Source organism: Synergistaceae bacterium, from assembly GCA_017450125.1.
Classification (GTDB): domain Bacteria; phylum Synergistota; class Synergistia; order Synergistales; family Aminobacteriaceae; genus JAFUXM01.
Window position 1 is genome coordinate 147500 of record JAFSWZ010000013.1, and the last position, 17435, is coordinate 164934.

Here is a 17435-nt window from a genome sequence, read left to right on the forward strand (position 1 = left end):
TGATGCGCAAAATTTTTCTGGCAGTTCTTCTTGTTACAGTGTGGGCTTCTCTCTGCTCAGCCGGTGAGATAGTCTACAATCTCGGAGCTGATCCCCGAACGATTGACCCGGCACTCAACAACGCCCTTGACGGCGCAAACGTCATCATGAACATCTTTGAGGGGCTCGTACGCTTGGGCTTCGACGACAAGCCCGAACCAGCCTGCGCAGAGTCGTGGGAAATCTCCGACGACGGAATGACATGGACATTTCACCTGAGAGAAAATCTCAAGTGGTCTGACGGCGAACCTCTCACAGCCCCGCAGTTCAGGGACGGCTTTCTTCGTGCCCTCAACCCCGAGACAGGCTCGCCCTATGCGTACTATGCATTCTTCATCAAGAACGGAGAAGCATTCTACAACAGCAAAGCATCTGCTGATGACGTAGGCCTCTCCGCACCTGACGACAGGACATTAATCATTCAGCTGGAGTACAAGAATCCCTTAATGCTCGACTATCTGGCCTTTGCACTCTTCCAGCCCGCAAGAATGGACATCATCAGCGAGAACCCCAGAGCGTGGGCAGCGCGTCCCGAGACTCTCATCAGCAACGGAGCCTTCAAGCTCGAGAGCTGGAGGCACGGCGATGGCGGAGAAATTATCCTCGTGAAGAACCCCAATTACTGGGACGCGGAGAACGTCAAAGTAGACCGTCTGCGTTTCGTGCTCATCAATGACGAGAATACATCTTATGCAGCGTTCAAGGCCGGACGCATCGACTACATGGGCAACATTCCTTCACAGCTCCTCCCAATGCTGTTGCAGAGAGGCGAGGCTCAGTCCCTCCCCGCACTCGGTACAGGCTACTGTGATTTCAACGTTACCCGCCCTCCCTTCGATGACCCGAGAGTCAGACGTGCATTCACGCTTGCGATTGACCGCAGAATCATCGTCGAGAAGGTTACGCGCGGAGGACAGAAGCCCGCGACAGGCTTTGTGTGCGACGCTGTGCCCGGAACGACGGACGAGCAGGATTTTCGTGATGAAGGCGGCTCGTTCCTCCCTGAACGCGCAGATGTCGAGGAAGCACGGAGGCTTCTTGCTGAAGCAGGATACCCGAACGGAGAGGGCTTCCCTCACGTATCGTACAAGTACAACTCCAACGCAGGCAATAAGCAGATGGCCGAAGCACTGCAGGGAATGTGGAAGCAGGTTCTCGGTGTTGAGGTCGAACTCATCAATGAGGAGTGGAAGGTGTTTATCGAGACACGCAACAGGATGGACTACGACATTGCCCGCGATGCATGGATAATGGACTTCTTCGACGCAGGGAGCATCCTTGAACTCTGCATCTCTGGCTCAGCGCAGAACAATACCGGCTACAGCAACCCGAGATTCGACGAGGCAATGAGGAAAGCCGCAGTCGAGACGGACAGAGTGAAGCGCATAAACTTCATGCACGAGGCCGAAGCTGTGCTGATGGAAGATCTGCCGGTCGCGCCGATATACTTCTACACTTCGGCGGTTCTGCAGAGCAAAAGGGTCAAGGGGATTCACCGTTCGCCGCTGGGTTACGTGCTGTTCAGGGGAGCGGAAACAGTACAGTAACAATAATTATTCAGGACGGGAAGATTATTCTTCCTGCCCTGCCTTTCCCCAGTCATCCCATCACGTAATTTATGACCTGTCCGAAGTCCGTAACCTGTTCATATATTACGCCGGTCATCCTGAAGTATTCTCGGGCACATGAGATTTTTGCGTTCTCCGAACCGCTGAGCTGTGAGGCCAGGTCCGAGCCCTTTGTCTCCGCAACAAAACATGTCCCGTCCTTGAACGCTATAGCCCAGTCGGGATTATAGTACCCTCCCGGAGTCGGAATCCTGAACCATGAAGGCAGTTTTACGTGAACAGGAACATCCTCGCTGCTGTCAAGTTCGCGCGCAAAATCTTTCTCGACCTCCGAATCACATACAGCGTAGTCGTACAGCCCGTGCCTGTGCGTGTCTGCAAGAACGCTTCCGGGTTTCGTTATGCGGTCGGGCCACACGTCCCTGCCGCGCGGTTCGTCAAAGAGTATATATTTTACGTGCCCGGCAGATACCAAATCCTTCTGCTCGGTTATCAGCTTCGAGGCCTCCGCAATAAATATTTCCGGGTTCACCTTGAACATCCTGAACTTTACAGGCGATATACCCTTCAGAATCTTCACGACAACTCTGCGTGTCAATCCTGTAATCTTCGCAAGCCTCCCTGCTAAGTCATACTTCACTGTTCCTCCGCCGGTTTCTGCGCGTACCGACCTGCTCCACTCTTTCGCAAAACCTGCGGTCTCCTCTGCAGTCATAGTTCCGTGCTCAATATTGATGATTGTCCGGGCAGCGTTGAGGCGTTCATCTATAGCCCTTACTGCCGCGCGGACAAGTTCGGCTTCCTCAAATTCGACCTGATAGACGCTTCTGCGGCTGATTTTATCCAGCATTGCCTGAAATTCGGGCGATGCCATCCTGTCGGGGTTAAGCCGGATTTCTACCCCTTTGTCCCGCGTGTCGGCTATGTGAATCTCTGTCTGTCTGCCTTTGAGCACCTCCGCAAATTCCTGCTGAAGTCCGCCCGCAAATTCAGCGTAGCTCTCACCGGCTATCACAGTGAGTTCGTTGATGCCCTGAACACCTCCGCCAGCAAATTCCTCGTCGATACGTTCTCCGTTCTGGTTGACGCAAAGCCGGAGTCCGCGCCCGACTTCCTGCCGCCTTCGTATGTCGCTGGTGCTGTTCCTGAGTGCGCATATCTGGAAGACGTTGGGATTGTCCCAGCCCTCGCGAAGTGCCGAGTGCGAGAATATAAACCTTACGGGCTCACCCATGCTCAAGAGACGCTCGCGATCCTTCATGATGAGGTCGAATGCTGAAACGTCATCGCTGGTTCCGTCTTTCTTGGCCGGAGTGTCCGTGATGCGGCCGCTCTTCCTGTCCACAGAGAAATATCCCGCGTGAGTTTTTCCTGCTTCGATGCTTGACAGATACCCTGAATATCCGCCGTCATCTATACCGAACTCAAAATTTTTGACCGCATCCCTGTATTCTTCCTCAAAAATCTTTGCGTATGCTCCGTTCACAGCCTCATCATCAGCATATAGCCTGTACCTGTCTACTTTGTCGATGAAGAACAGCGACAGCACTTTTATCCCGAGCGGGTAAAGCTGACGTTCCTTCCTCAGGTGAGTCTCTATTGTCTCGCGAATCTGGATGCGCCGTATTTCCTCCTCGTCAGCATTGCCTGACACTTCCCCTGCGTACAGTGCAAGGCCGTTGAGGAACTCTATCTTCATGTTCAGGCCGTCAACCGTCTTCAGAATATAGCCGCCCTTGTACTCGTCAAGCCCGCCCGAAAGTTCGTACAGGTTCACTCCCTCTCTGAGATGCCGCGTTACCCGCCGGATGCCTGAGGCAGTCATAGCGTCAAACTCAGCCAGCGCAACGGGGTCATGTTCGCTCCTGATTATCCCCTTCAGGTACACATACCCGCTTTGAGCTGATACATTGCTCACTGATATTCCCGTAACGCTGATGCTCTTAACCAGACGGCGGCTGTATGCGTCCGCAGCATCAAGCCTGTACACAAGGTTGTAATACTCTCTCGGAGTCGCTGAGTACCTGAGCGTGAACAGAGGCTCAAACTTTTTCAGGCTCTCCTTAGTCCTTGCTCCCTCTACGGACTGCGGCTCGTCAATGATCATTATGGGGTGCACGGAAGCAATAACGTCTATGGGAATCAGGCTGCCGAACGTGTCAATACTCATAGAGATGCGGCGTGTATTGCTGTCTCTTGCGCTGAAGGCTTGGGAGTTGATTATCATTATCTCTATTCCGCTGTCCGAAGCGAACTGCCTGATGCGCGGAAGGTTCGCAGAGTTGTAGATGAAGTATCCCGCTCTCTTCCCGTAATCCTGCATAAAGTGCTCCTCTGTCGTCCTGAAAGTCTTGAACACTCCCTCGCGTACGGCTATGCCGGGCACTACGACAACGAATTTTGTCCAGCCGTATAACCTGTTGAGCTCGTAAATGGTTTTGATGTAAGTGTAGGTTTTGCCTGTCCCTGTCTCCATCTCTACGGTGAAGTTAAGGCCGTCAAGTGATTCCGCCTCCTCAAGGCGGTTGTCTCTCTGGACTTCGCGCAGGTTCGCAAGTATTTCGTCTTCTGTCAGTAGGATGCTGTTATTGCCGTACATTGACAGCGTGCCGGGAATTACGTACTGCCTTCCCTCAGAGTTGCTGCCTGACTGAATACCGCTGAAGGGCTGGCCCGTGAAAACCCTGCACACTGAATCGGCGGCGTTTTTCTGGAACTCTTGATGCTTGAATTTCAGCTTTATGCTCAACTGTGAATCCCTCCTACAAAATTCTTATGTCCGATTCCGGCGCGTAGTACCTGAAAATCTGCTCAAGGTTAATCCGTGAACATACTCCGTCGAAGCACGAGTCCCTGAACACTGCCTGCGAAGGCTTCAGCCCGGCGATGTACCTGATGACTTCCTCCGTGATGTCCTCTCCGAAACACGCAGCAAGTTCGTTTGTGCCGTAAATGTGTACGGTGAAGCCCGAGACTTTCTCCGCGCGGTACGGCAGGGACAGCGGCAGGCCAAGATCAGCGGCTGCCTGAAAGAGCAGGTCGAGGTCTGAGCGTTCCGGCTTGATGTTGTCGGTGAAGGAGTCGAGCATGTCCTGTGTGAGTTCTTCCGGCAGAGTGAAAACGTCGCGGAAGTTGGGTGTGTCGAGCCTGAGGGCACGGAAGCCTGTATCGCCCGTGAGGTTTTGTCCTGCCCGGCGGATTCTTTCGCGGCCGATTTCTGCAATAGTAGAGTAGCCTGCCTTTGCGGCTTCGGAGTCCGGCGGGCAGGGTTCGGGGAGCTGGATCATGATGAATTTTCGGCGGCCTCCGTCGGATGCGTTGAGGGACATTACGGCGTGGGCTGTTGTGGATGAGCCTGCGAAGAAGTCGAGAATGATGGAGTCGGGGTCTGTGAAAGCCAGCATTCTTTTGATGGGAGCTATGAGCTTAGGCGTGTCAAATACCTTTACGCCAAAAAGGGTATTAATCTCTGACGATGAACCTATGACCAAATCCATCCATGAGCTGTTGAGCAGTGTTGTAGCCGTTGGGGGTATATAGTGCTCGGGCGTTCCCTGTGCGGATAGACGCAAGAGATCCGGCGCGTCCTCCTGTCTGATATACCACTCGTCAATCTCTTCTTGTGTTGGCGTATCCGTACTGAGCTCCGAGAGCATACGTTTATAGTTCTCTATGGCAATACAGCTTCTATTTTCACTCCATCTCCATTGTCCTGAAGGCGGAGTAATGCCGAACAGTTCGTAACGCATCGTAGGCCTGTCAGTTCCCCTCCAGTGGTTATTCCACGATCCAGCTTTTGGCTGGTCTATTGGTCGCAGTTGCTTCGGGAATCTGTAAGTCTGATTCTTTGTGTAAAACATTATGTACTCGAAATCATTTCCTAGCTTGTCCCACGTATCAAATTGTGCTTGAACAGATTTAGCTCCCCGCCTTATGATAATTTGATTCCTGAAATTATCCTCTCCGAAAATCTCATCACATATCTTCCTCAGGTTCGCAACCTCGTTGTCGTCAATCGAGACGAATATCACTCCGTCATCACTCAGGAGCGTGCTGGCTGCCTTCAGTCTCGGGTATATCATGCTGCACCAGTCCGAATGATAGCGCGGGTTAGCCCTAGTGTTCTCGCGGTAATTCCTCATCGTGAAATTCCTCGCGCCGTCCTCATCCCCGAACAGCCCGAACGCCTCCCGGGACTCCGACTCGCTCTGCCTGAACGTGTCTGAATATATGAAGTCATGCCCGGTGTTGTAAGGCGGGTCAATGTATATCATCTTCACCTTCCGCATGTAAGACCTCTGGAGCACTTTCAGGACTTCAAGATTATCGCCCTCAATGTACAGGTTCTCCGTAGTGCCGAAATTCACGCTCTCGCTGACACACGGCCTCAGCACCTTATCCGTCGGCCTGCCCGCCTCAAGCATTGCCTCCCTCTTGCCGGGCCATGTGAACGCGTAATATTCTCTCTCATCATTCATGTGAACAATCCCCGATAAGCATATTTCTTGCCAGCCAATTTTACAATTTCCCCCCGATAACGTACAATTTTCACGCTTCATTTTCCCCAATAATCTTAATATTCAGGAGATGTGATTCATGAAGAAGTTAGCAGTGTTAGCAGTTATGCTCCTCGCAGTGTGTTCGTGCGCGTTCGCCGAGACAGACTCGGAGTACGTCAAGGCTAAGGGCGTTCTTGTCGTCGGCATCACGGACTTCAAGCCTATGGACTACAAGAACGAGAAGGGCGAATGGATAGGTTTTGACGCGGATCTCGCGAAGGCGTTTGCGGAGAGTCTGGGCGTTAAGGTAGAGTTTCAGGAGATCGAGTGGAACAACAAGATTCTTGAACTCGACGGCAAGAACATCGACTGCGTGTGGAACGGCATGACCCTCACCGAAGAAGTCAAGGCCGCAATGGACTGCTCAGCTCCGTACTGCAACAACGCACAGATAGTTGTTGTGCCCGTCGTGAAAGCTGACGAGTATTCCAACATCGATGCGGTAAAGTCTCTGAATTTCGCGGTAGAGCACGGAAGCGCGGGCAACGAGCAGGCCACAGCGTACGGCTTCAAGACGACTGAGGTTCAGGATCAGGCGACAGCACTCATGGAGGTTGCTTCGGGCACGGCAGACGCGGCTATCATCGACTCGCTCATGGCGGCGGCAATGGTCGGCAAAGGCACAGGCTACGAGGCTCTGACCTACACAGTCGCTCTCAACAGCGAGGAATACGGCGTGGGCTTCCGCAAGGGCTCTGACCTCGTGTACGCGCTCAATGCGTTCTTTGAGGCAGGATATGCTGACGGAACAATCATGAAGATTGCCGAGACCTACGGAATACAGGCAGCCTTAATCACGAAGTAACGGAATGGAAGTATTCCTTAATCAGCTCCCGGTAGTAATCGGTGCGCTTAATGTCGGCTTCATACAGACGTTAAAGCTCTTCTCGGTTACCCTGCTGGGAGCTTTTCCGTTGGGGCTGATAATAGCGTTCGGGTCTCTCTCCAAGATTCGCGCAATCAGCCTCGCGACGCAGTTCGTAATCTGGATCATTCGCGGAACTCCGCTGATGATTCAGCTGCTTATCGTGTACTACTTTCCTGGCCTCGTGCTACACAATCCCATCTGGGGCGGCGGCGAGCAGGGAAGATTTCTTGCGGCATCGTTAGCCTTCATCATCAACTACGCGTGCTACTTCTCGGAGATATACAGAGGAGGAATCCAGAGCGTACCCGTCGGGCAGACTGAAGCCGGACTCGTGCTCGGTATGACGAAACGGCAGATATTCTTCCATGTAACGCTTCTGCAGATGATTAAGCGCATCGTTCCGCCGATCTCGAACGAGATTATCACGCTCGTTAAGGATACAGCACTTGCACGGATAATCGCACTGCAGGAAGTTATCTGGGCAGGGCAGGCGTTCATGAAGGGCTCGCACGGAATCTCCGGCGCAATATGGCCGCTGTTCTTCACGGCGTTCTACTACCTCATCTTCAACGGTATAGTTACGCTTCTGCTGGCAAAATTTGAGCACAAGCTGGACTATTTCCGCTAGAGAGGAGAGAGATAACATGCCAGTTCTTGAAGTCAGGAACATACGCAAGACTTTCGGGAAGACGGAAGTCCTCAAGGGTATAGATTTCTCTCTGGAGAAGGGAGAAGCTCTGTCGGTAATCGGTTCGTCAGGGAGCGGAAAGACGACGCTTCTGCGCTGCCTGAACTTCCTCGAGCGTCCCGATGCCGGAAGCATCACCGTGAACGGAGAAACTCTGCTGGACTGCTCTGTCCCGTCGACGCTGAGAGAAAGCGAGATTCGCAGGAAGAGGCTTCACTTCGGGCTAGTGTTCCAGTCGTTCAACCTCTTTCCGCAGTATACGGCACTGGAGAACGTTATTATTGCCCCGAGACTCCTCGCTAAGGAGAATCACGAACAGTTCGCCGACAAGGAGAGACTTCACGCCGAAGCAACAGCACTCTTTGCGGATATAGGGCTGTCCGACAGGATGAACAACTACCCTCACCAGTTATCCGGCGGCCAGCAGCAGAGAGTCGCAATCGCACGGGCATTAATCATGCACCCGGACATTCTGTGCTTCGACGAGCCGACGAGCGCGCTTGACCCTGAACTCACCGGCGAAGTCCTGAAGGTTATACGGAAACTCTCGGAGCAGAACACAACGATGATTATCGTAACACACGAGATGGAGTTTGCGCGTGATGTTGCGGATCAGGTTATCTTTATGGATGGAGGGGTAATCTGCGAGAAGGGAGACCCGCGCGAGGTTTTCGCTCACCCGAAAGAGGAGCGCACAAAGCAATTCCTGTCGCGTTACAGCCAGAATTAATTACGAAGGGGAGGCTTGGAGGAAGACTTCAGGCCTCTTTGCTGTACCGCAGGGGAAGTTCAAGCCCGCAGGCTTCCAGCGTCTCCTTGTCCCTGAAGAGTTCCGGCAATGCGCCCTCTGCGGCGACTGTCCCTCCGCTGAGGATTACAGCCCGTGAACACACATCAAGTGCCATGTCGAGATCATGAGTAGCAAGAAGTATCGTCTTGTCCGTTCTGCGCAGAAAGTCAATCACGCGCCTACGTGCTCGCGGGTCAAGGCCTGCTGAAGGTTCGTCGAGAGCAAGCACATCGTGCCCTGTGGCCAAGACTCCAGCGAACGACACCATACGTTTCTCACCGCCCGAAAGCCTGTGAGGAGGACGGTCGGCGAGGTGCTCTATCCCCAGCGACACGAGAATCTTCATTGCGCGTTCATGTGCTTCACGCAGGCTGACTCCTCCGGCAACGAGCGAGAACGCAACATCCTCGAGCACCGTCGGCATCAGCAGTTCATCGTCTGCGTCCTGAAACGTAAGCCCGGCCTTTGTGCCCGTGATTGTGCCCTCCTGAACCTCAAGAGCACCAGCAAGATGAAGCAGAAGCGTAGACTTCCCCGAGCCGTTCGCACCAGCAAGAGCTACCTTCTCGCCGCTCTTCACGCTGAACGTTACGCCGTGAAGTGCCTCGTGTCCGTCGGGATACTTGTAGCGCAGTCCATTGACCTCAAGCATAATTCATCGCGCTTACAGTCAGAACGTACACCGCACAGCCAGCAAGCCTCATCCAGTCCGCAGGGCATAGCCTGACGCGTTCAGACTGCACGAACCCGCCGAAGCCTCCGCGTGTCATCACTGCCAGCATCATACGTTCAGACCTTGCCGAGCTTCTCAGGAGCACAGAACCAAGAACGTACGCAAAGATTTTTAGGCGCGCGATGCCTTTAACGTTCGGAGCACGGAGCTTCACGGAGATTAACGCGGTATCGAGAGAGTCGCGCAGGATGTAGATTCCCCTCACCGTCAGAATCACTAACACCTTCAGTTTTTCTGGAAGAGGCAGAGAATACACAGCCCCCAGCCCCATAGGCAGCACCAGAGCCGCAAACACAACGTATATCATATTCGCGCGGAGGGCTATCACTAGTCCCATGAGGAGGCCTTCACGCACATCCGGCCAAGTCAGTGCGAGAGTGATTATCATTACGGCGTTCAGGGCGTTGAGCTTGAAGATGTGAGGGAGAGAGGGCTTCTTTGTGAGCAGCAGAAGGGGCAGCAATGAAGCAGCAAGAAGTGCGGGAAGAGTTCTGCTCACCGAGACAATAAACGCATAGCACAGCACACAGAGAATCATCATGACAGAAATTCGGGTGCGGCTCTCTTAAGCCACGAGACAAGGAAGGTAGTTACAGCACCTTCAACGAGCGCAACAGGAACATGTGCGACAACGAGAATCTTGGCCGCGTTGACGAAACCCGCATCACTGACTGCGAGGCACAGTCCCGCAAACAGAGCCGCGAACATTACACCGCACACACCAGCCCCGAAGGACATAACGAGGTTTCCGGCTCTTGCGCGTTTCCCGAAGAGTGCATAGACGCACAGCGCAGAACCCGCCATTATGAGAGTGTTCACGCCGAGCACCAGCAGTCCTCCGAAGCCGAACAACAAAGCCTGCAACAATAACGCAACAAGCACCGCCGGAAATACCGCCGAACCGAGAACTATGCCCATCGGCGCAATCAGGGACAGGTGAGTTGACGACGGACCTATCTTCACGTTGACGAGGGACGCTAGGAAGAACGCCGACGACAGAAGAGCAGTACGCACGATTTTTGCGGGTTCAGTGTGCCGCAATCCTACCGCTACTCCAGCGCAAGTTCCTGCCCATCCGGCGATAAGGACTCCTCCTGACAAGACACCTTCACTTATGTGCATAACGTTTCACCATGAATGCAATGTTGAAGAGCAGGCTGACACCCAGCAATGCCCGTATGAGAATGTCAGGCTGTGAGTTGTCTCCGCCGACCGCCGAGCCCTCATCATTCACCGTAACAACCGCCGTGCACTGGTGGCCTTCCTCGTCCCGCACGACTACTCTCCAGTCTCCCGACACGTCAGGCATGAACGCGAAACGTCCCTCCTCGTCCGTCCTTCCTGTCTGAACCGCGAACTTCTCATCACGCGGAGAGAACACGCGCGCTTCACGGTAACTCATCTTCTCGCCCGTCGAGTAGAAGAACTCCAGCGGTATTGCCTTGACCTCCGAACGGCGGAAGCCGACTCCGTGAGCGTATGCCTCACATGCACACAGAGCCAGCACCATAACTAACGCACCCCGCCTCACTACCTGACCTCGAACAGCAGGAACGCACGGAGGCTCAGCGCGTCGTAATCTCCTTCAACGCCCGGCAGTCCGCCCTGCGCCGCCCTGATTCCCCACAGGCCGGGAGCAGTAATCTTGATGTATGCTTCTCCATTCTCTGCTTCCGTATAATACGCGTAGGTGTTCTCGTACTCGGTTACGAAACCGTCATACGTCGCCCATACAGGCCCGGTGTAAGGCTGTCCGTTAAGCAGTATCTTGACGGTGAAGAACTCTCCGGCCTTCGCGTCTGCAGGGTTGGTTACAGGGACAATCTCCAGAGGATGACCGAGAACCTGTGAAAATTTCGTGTCCTCGTGCGACGTGTTGAAGAGTGCCTTAGCGTATTTGTCGTACTTGTTCGCCGAGATAACCTTCAAGCCCTGTGCCTCGAGGTCTTTGCGCGCGCCAGTCTTGCCGCCCTCGTTGGTTACGCACCACGTCTCGCCGTCCTTGAGCGCGACGAGCATTACGGAGTGTGATAAATCCTTCGGCGTAACGGTGAAGTCAATGCACAGCTCCGCATCATTGCCGGTTAGTGATGATTCTACCAGCTTTCCGTCCTCGATGATGCCGGCCTTAACGCGTGAAAGCACCTCAACTTCTTCGGGCACTATGAACCTGTGCGCACTCTGTACCGTAACACGGAAGGGCTCTCCGGCCTTCATGGCTTCGTCCCGTGCCTTGATGGTGAGTTCGTGAGAGAAAGCAGGTGCAGCGAGCGATAATGCCAGCGCGAGCGCAAGTAAACGCTTCATGAGAGTAATTCCTCCTAACAAGTTTTGGGATAGGAGGAATAATAATACTGTGAGCAGAAAAAGTGTTACGGGTTAATTACACATTAAGGCTGGCGACGCATTCAGCCCAGAACTTTGCGGCGTGTTCGCTGCCCATCAAGGTCTTGGCCTCGCGAAGGATGGAATCTGTCTCCTGACGTATTGCTTCGTCGTCGAGGTAACGTTTGAGTTCGCGGACTATGTTCTCAGGATTCGCGGCATCGCACAGAAGCTCAGGGTAGGCCTGATGACTCGTGAGCATGTTGGGGATCGAGATGTTCTTCACGTGAACGAGGTGCTTCAAGATTGCGTAGGTTACGCGCTTCATGTTGTAGATAACGACCATGTACCGGCCAAGAAGCATGGCCTCAACCGCAACAGTCCCCGACACTCCCGCGACAGCCTCAGCTCCAAGCATGAGCTCGCGTCCCGAGTCCTCCCACAGGTCGAAGCCCGACGCACTGACTCTCTCTCTCAGAACGTCAGCAAGCTCACCGCTCAGGCCTTGAGCTACCGAGAACACAGGCCTGTAACCATCATCCCGAAGAATCTCAGCAGTGCCGAGCAATGTGTCAAGGTGATAGTTTATGTCGTAGCGTCGGCTTCCCGGCATCAGAGCTACAACTCTCTCACCGCCGAAACGTTCGGCAAACGACGCGGGAACTCTCACGCCCTCAAGTTCATGCACGAGAGGATGAGCCTTCCACATCGAACGCACTCCCCTGTCCAGCAGGAACTTGTGCTCGAACGAGAACAGCGGAAGGCACAAATCATAATCACGTTTGAGGTTCTTCACGCGGCTTGCCCGCCATGCCCAGACTGTCGGAGGAATCAGGGAAATGATTTTTCCCGCGTAGCCCGCCTTCCTGAGTGAGTGTGCAAGCACAAGGTGGAAGTCCGGGCTGTCGATTAACACCGCCGCATCAGGGTTGACCCTCAGGACTTCGCGGGTGATGCTGTTCTTCAGGCGCAGGATTCTCGGCAGGGCAGGGATAACCTCCACAATGCCCATCAGCTTCAGCTCCTCGTAACTCCACACTGCACGGCCTCCTGCACTCTCGCCCATAGGGCCGAGCATTCCCCAGACGGAAATATCACCGTCAGCCTTCAGCAGCTCCCTGATAAAGTCTCCGGCGTAAATGTCCCCGCTGACTTCTCCGCACGACACAAATATATTCCTCACTGACGGTTGTACTCCTCTTCGTCAATCATTCCGCCGCTCTTGGCAACAATAAGCGTAGAGGCTAGAGTTCCGTTGCAGCAAGTAACTGTGTCAGCCATGTCAAGCAGGGTGTAGATGCTCATGATCATTCCGATTGACTTGACGGGGCATCCCGCCTGAGCAAACAGCGTGGACAGCGCGATAACAGGTGCCCAAGAAGTCCCGGGAGCAATGATGATGACGGACAGTCCCAGCGAAATTATCTGCAGCCACGTTAAACGGATACCGTACATGTTCGCGGCGGACATGACTATCACCGACAGGCTCAGGCAAAACGCGTTCTTGTTCAGCGATGCGCCTATCGATACAGCAAACGATGAGAACTTCTGCAGAAGCCCCATGTCGTCAGCAGCTTTCATGCTGTCAGGTATCGCAGAAGTTGCTGAACATGTGCCGAACGCGGTTATCATTGCCGGAACAGCTTTCTTGAACATGCGAAGAGGGTTGAGCTTCGCGGCGGACTTTATCATGAACAAGTAAAAAGCGTTCAGGAGTATGAAGCCCAGAATTACCGTGAAGAATATTCCCGCCAAAGATGCCAGCGTGCGGATGTCCTCAGTCAGCACTATCGATCCGACGGAACAGAACACTACGATCGGAATGAACTTCATAAAGAACTCTGCTATCTTCATGAACACGTCGTTGAGTTCGCGGATTGAACTGCGAATCAGCTTTGCGTCCTTCGCTGAAGCGGCTATACCTACGATGACCCCGAGAACAATCAGCTGAAGGGTGTTGCTGTTCAGGAAAGGGCTGACTATATTTTCAGGGATTATGTTTCTCAGCATATCGGTCATTGAGAATGACGCACCCTGAATGTCTGCGGGACTGGCAGGCGTAACGTATGCGCCTTTGCCCGTGCCGAAAAGCATCACCAAGCCGAAGCCCAGAGCTACCGCCAGGACCTGTATGCTCAGGAAACACGCCAGGAGTTTTCCGACGGATCGCCTGAAGCCGGACACGTCTCCTATGTCGGCAACGCTGGGCATCACAGAGAAGAACACTACCGGGATTGTACACATCTTCATGCTGTTGAGGAATATGTTCTGTACCAGCATAAGCACATTGTCATTCAGGTAGGCTATGGTATCCTCAGAGAAAATGTGTTCCGCAGCAAGGCCGAAGATTACGGCGGACAGCAGAGCCCCCAGAGTCTTGTACAGCATTGAATACGCAGACACGAACGCCTTTATCCTGATGACATTATACATCTGATAATGCTTGTACTTTATGATATGGCTGTAGGAGCTGAGAATAAGATTACGTATCGCTGCTTCGGCATCAGGAGCAATGTCGTCCTCATCATCAGGCACATCCGGCACGTTGATACTCTCTGCAAAATCGAACTCTTTGCCCGGAACTGCCAGCTCGATGATCACGTCGCCGAAAAATTTTCTGATACTCACTCTGATTACTTTTCTCTTCGTGAAATCTGCGTGCTCCATAAGGCTGAGCAGCGACTCTTCACACAGAATTTCGGCGCGGTTTTTCTCCTTCGTCTCGAGCTTCTTTGACGCGAGGCTTTCACGGACGAAAGTCAAAATCTGGCCTAATGTCTCTCTGCTGTCTGCTTCATTTACTGTTACTTTGAACTTCATTGTCTATCCCCCATACCGCTATCTTGTACTTGTCTGCGAGCGCAAAGAACTTCTCCGGCTCGAGTATCAGCGTCTTTCCCGCCTCAACCGCAAGGCACGACAACCCCGCCTCACGCATTGCCTCGATGGTTCGTGTCCCGACAGTCGGGAGGTCGTAGCGCATGTCCTGATCCGTACGCATCATCTTCACCACAACCCCGCGCCCCGCGAGCTCTCCCGCACGATGAATCATCTTGTCCGTGCCCTCCATAGCCTCGACGGCTACCACAGCTCCGCCCGCAACGCACACAGCCTGTCCGAACGAACACGGCAATGTTACGCGCAGAATCTCTCTGCCGTAAGCTACGTCCTGCTGTTCCTGCTCATTCGGCGAACGTGAAGATAGCTTCCCGCGCGAGGCGATAAATTCCGGGAGTATCTGCCAGTACGGGATAACCGTTATCCCTTTCGCCTCGAACACGCTGACTATTGCACCAAGAAGCGAATGGTCATCACGCAGGCTCTTCCGCAGTACCGAACGGGTTAATCTGTCGAACAGAAGAGGCAGGCAGTAGATAATTCTCTTGGGAATCCTGCCCGCCATTATCAGCCTGTCAGAACCGAACGCCTTTATCTCACGCAAGCCCCGGCCAAGATTCGGAGAACGCATTTTCACGAGGCGCGTGGCGTACGGTGCTAACTCTTCGGGGTCATCACGCAGGGCAAGTATCAGCGTTTCGGGCTGAAGTTCCCGCAGTCTCCTAGCTATCTCTACGGGCAATATTCCTTGTCCTGCGATAAGTGCCGTGCTCAAATCCTGTCTACCCTCCACGCGAAGAACAGCGCGATAACCAGAAACACGCAGTTAGGCCCCCAGCCCGCCAGAACCGCCGGAATGTTCCCCGACTCCCCGAGCGCACGGCACAGCGACATAACAACGTAATACGCGAACACCATAACAACGCTTATCCCGAAGCCCACGCCTCCTCCGCTTCTCCCGCGCCTCGATGCTCCGAACCCTGCACCGAGAACAGCCATAATCACGCACGCCCAAGGGACGGCAAGTTTCAGGTGAAACATTACCCAGAGCTTGGATAGGTCTGTACCTGCAGTGCCAGCCTGTGTTATGTAGCTCCACAGCTCGTGTGCAGACATGCTCGAAGGCTTGCGGGTGCTCCTCTGCAATTGCTCGGGTGAAAGACGAATCGCCAGCCTCTGACGCTCGAACCGTAACAGTAAGGACACCTCGCCTTCACGGGAAATGCTGTAGATTCTGCCGTCCTCTATCCACCACTGCGAGTTCTGCCACATCCCGCGCTGTGCATGAAGCGTTGTCGCAAGATGCCCGTCGTCGAACTCATGCATCATTATCCCGCTCATTTTGCCTTCGTTCGGGTCAAGCTCATCGATGTACAGCACGCGTTTTAGCTGTCCTTTCTCCTCCTCGCGCAGAAACACTTTCTCCTGAACTGCCGCCGCCTGATTCTTCATTATCTCGTACTTCATCAGACGGTCAGCAGCTATCGACGCGAACGGCACAAAGGTTTCATTGAAGCCGAGCGCAGTTATTGAGATGAGAATTGACGCAAAGAGTATGGGACGCAGGATTCTTCTGAAGGGTATTCCCAGAGACTTAAGCGCGATTAACTCACTGCCTCCGTTGAGCGTGGACATTCCCAGCAGAGTAGAGAGCAGGGACGACATCGGAACGGTCATTATCACCACTTCAGGCAAACGGTACAGGAACAGCCTCGCAACGACAGCGAAGGCCACTCCCTGTTCAATTATGAGCTTGGCCGCCTGAAACAGCAGATCTCCCGCCACAAAGATAAGCACGAAGATTAATATCCCGAACACGAAAGGCCCTGCACATGAGCCGAGTATTAATTTGTTGAGCAGCCCTCGTCTCATTCTGACAGTGCATTAGCCGAATATTTCCGGGTCATTGCGTTGGTCATGCGGTCAATGAGTTCCTGAGCACTCGGCACGTTGTTTCCGCCCTCGAAGGTCTCATAGACGCTCAGCACCGTAACATGCATGAACTCCTCGAACGTCGGCACAAGGGCATTCGTGATAGCCGTCAGCCTCTCTATTACGTTCTCGACCATCTGGTACGGGCACTCCGACAGCACAACGAGAATCTGAAACTCTCCCGTCTGGATAGCAGTGTCGGACTGCCGGATGTTGTTGATTACGCGTGCACTGTATGCCCTGAAAGGCCGCGTGTACTTGTCCATGTCATCAGACGGCAATAACTGCGGGAACACGAGACGTAGCATCACTGCGCTTACTGCTCTGCCGTAACGCCCAGCCCTGTAGAGTTCGTCGCTTATTCTCGCGAAGCCGTAGTTGAACGTGTGAAGCTGTGTGTCCTCGTCGGTAAATGCCAGAACTACTCCGCCTGACGTGCTTCCGCCTTCGGAGGACTCTTCACCGGTCGGAAGCCCCTTCGGGTTCAGCTCGAAGTAGAAGCGTCTTCCGTCGTCGATAGATATGCGCTTGATGTCCCAAATCTTGCCGTTAATCTCCGCAGTCTTTGACACGGGACTGAACCACTCGCTAATGTTCTTGCCCAGCATGTTCAGCCGCGACAGGCCAAGTACCTCGAGCATGTCGTCAGTGAGGTTCAGTATCGCTCCCGTCTCGTCGGTTATCGCGAAGTTCACGGGAAGCTGCTTCAGGTCGTCTTCAACCTCAAGCACTACGACTTTGTTGCGTTCGGCTTCGGTCTGGTTGTACGCAACGACAAGTGCCGCCGCTCCGCACACCGCCAAAATCACCCCGAGCCACTGGAACATTCTTGCGCCGTACATTATCGACATCGGGCATAGAAGTATCCCCTGCGCAAGTGCCTGAAGGGGGACGAGCCCCTGACTGAAGCCGTGAGCTATGAACAGCCCGTAGAGCACGCTTATCACGATGAACAGCAGCCACACCAGCCCCCACACGGACAGGTCAACTTCACCCGAGACGTTCCCTGTGCCCATTGCGCGGGCGAGCATTATTGTGGCAATCGCAACGACGGGAGGAACTGTTATCCACTTCAGGAAATTGTTTCCGCCCATA

At 53.8% G+C, this 17435-nt stretch carries 16 protein-coding genes; 4 read left to right on the plus strand and 12 right to left on the minus strand.

The annotated features are described in order from the left end of the window. The first annotated feature begins 2 nt into the window (after positions 1–2). Positions 3–1586: a peptide ABC transporter substrate-binding protein gene (locus IJT02_02600; protein MBQ7543810.1), complete on the plus strand. Its 1584-nt coding sequence runs from the start codon at positions 3–5 to the stop codon at positions 1584–1586. Positions 1587–1638: 52 nt separating this feature from the next. Here the strand turns inward: IJT02_02600 and IJT02_02605 are convergent, their stop codons facing one another. Both IJT02_02605 and IJT02_02610 read right to left on the minus strand, forming a co-directional pair. Further along, positions 1639–4356, minus strand: a complete 2718-nt coding sequence (locus tag IJT02_02605) for a DEAD/DEAH box helicase family protein (protein MBQ7543811.1) — start codon at positions 4354–4356, stop codon at positions 1639–1641. Positions 4357–4369: 13 nt separating this feature from the next. Beyond that, entirely contained in the window at positions 4370–6085 is a 1716-nt protein-coding gene (locus tag IJT02_02610; protein MBQ7543812.1) for a site-specific DNA-methyltransferase, read from the minus strand. Between the two features lie 118 nt (positions 6086–6203). Between IJT02_02610 and IJT02_02615 the strand changes: the two genes are divergently transcribed. The 3 genes from IJT02_02615 to IJT02_02625 are packed head-to-tail and all read left to right on the plus strand — an operon-like array spanning position 6204 to position 8452. Then, positions 6204–6971 carry a transporter substrate-binding domain-containing protein gene (locus IJT02_02615; protein MBQ7543813.1) on the plus strand — a complete coding sequence of 256 codons (768 nt, stop codon included), beginning with the start codon at positions 6204–6206 and terminating at the stop codon, positions 6969–6971. A 4-nt stretch (positions 6972–6975) separates the two neighbouring features. After that, the gene (locus IJT02_02620; protein MBQ7543814.1) at positions 6976–7662 is read left to right on the plus strand and encodes an amino acid ABC transporter permease; all 687 of its coding nucleotides are present in this window, start codon (positions 6976–6978) and stop codon (positions 7660–7662) included. Between the two features lie 16 nt (positions 7663–7678). Further along, on the plus strand, positions 7679–8452 hold the full coding sequence (locus IJT02_02625; protein MBQ7543815.1) for an amino acid ABC transporter ATP-binding protein: 774 nt from the start codon (positions 7679–7681) through the stop codon (positions 8450–8452). 28 nt (positions 8453–8480) lie between these two features. On the opposite strand, the gene IJT02_02630 is transcribed toward IJT02_02625, so the two are convergent. The 10 genes from IJT02_02630 to IJT02_02675 all read right to left on the minus strand — a co-directional run bounded on the left by IJT02_02630 (position 8481) and on the right by IJT02_02675 (position 17434). Further along, positions 8481–9164, minus strand: a complete 684-nt coding sequence (locus IJT02_02630; GenBank protein ID MBQ7543816.1) for an ABC transporter ATP-binding protein — start codon at positions 9162–9164, stop codon at positions 8481–8483. Continuing rightward, positions 9157–9786, minus strand: a complete 630-nt coding sequence (locus tag IJT02_02635; GenBank protein ID MBQ7543817.1) for a hypothetical protein — start codon at positions 9784–9786, stop codon at positions 9157–9159. Before IJT02_02635 ends, IJT02_02630 begins: the two co-directional genes overlap by 8 nt. Further along, entirely contained in the window at positions 9783–10367 is a 585-nt protein-coding gene (gene cbiM, locus IJT02_02640; GenBank protein MBQ7543818.1) for a cobalt transporter CbiM, read from the minus strand. Before cbiM ends, IJT02_02635 begins: the two co-directional genes overlap by 4 nt. After that, positions 10354–10755: a hypothetical protein gene (locus tag IJT02_02645; GenBank protein ID MBQ7543819.1), complete on the minus strand. Its 402-nt coding sequence runs from the start codon at positions 10753–10755 to the stop codon at positions 10354–10356. The genes cbiM and IJT02_02645 overlap by 14 nt, the downstream gene beginning before the upstream one ends. A 20-nt stretch (positions 10756–10775) precedes the next feature. Continuing rightward, positions 10776–11552: a DUF4198 domain-containing protein gene (locus tag IJT02_02650; GenBank protein ID MBQ7543820.1), complete on the minus strand. Its 777-nt coding sequence runs from the start codon at positions 11550–11552 to the stop codon at positions 10776–10778. A gap of 76 nt (positions 11553–11628) precedes the next feature. Further along, complete coding sequence (locus tag IJT02_02655; GenBank protein ID MBQ7543821.1) at positions 11629–12753, minus strand: lipid-A-disaccharide synthase; 1125 nt, start codon at positions 12751–12753, stop codon at positions 11629–11631. Next, on the minus strand, positions 12750–14390 hold the full coding sequence (locus IJT02_02660; GenBank protein MBQ7543822.1) for a dicarboxylate/amino acid:cation symporter: 1641 nt from the start codon (positions 14388–14390) through the stop codon (positions 12750–12752). Before IJT02_02660 ends, IJT02_02655 begins: the two co-directional genes overlap by 4 nt. Continuing rightward, entirely contained in the window at positions 14365–15183 is an 819-nt protein-coding gene (lpxI, locus tag IJT02_02665) for a UDP-2,3-diacylglucosamine diphosphatase LpxI (GenBank protein MBQ7543823.1), read from the minus strand. Before lpxI ends, IJT02_02660 begins: the two co-directional genes overlap by 26 nt. Beyond that, positions 15180–16280, minus strand: coding sequence for an LptF/LptG family permease (locus IJT02_02670; protein MBQ7543824.1), 1101 nt, complete (start codon positions 16278–16280; stop codon positions 15180–15182). The genes lpxI and IJT02_02670 overlap by 4 nt, the downstream gene beginning before the upstream one ends. Then, a complete protein-coding gene (locus IJT02_02675; GenBank protein ID MBQ7543825.1) occupies positions 16277–17434 on the minus strand; it encodes a hypothetical protein in 1158 nt (385 codons plus the stop codon). Before IJT02_02675 ends, IJT02_02670 begins: the two co-directional genes overlap by 4 nt. Position 17435 lies beyond the last annotated feature (1 nt).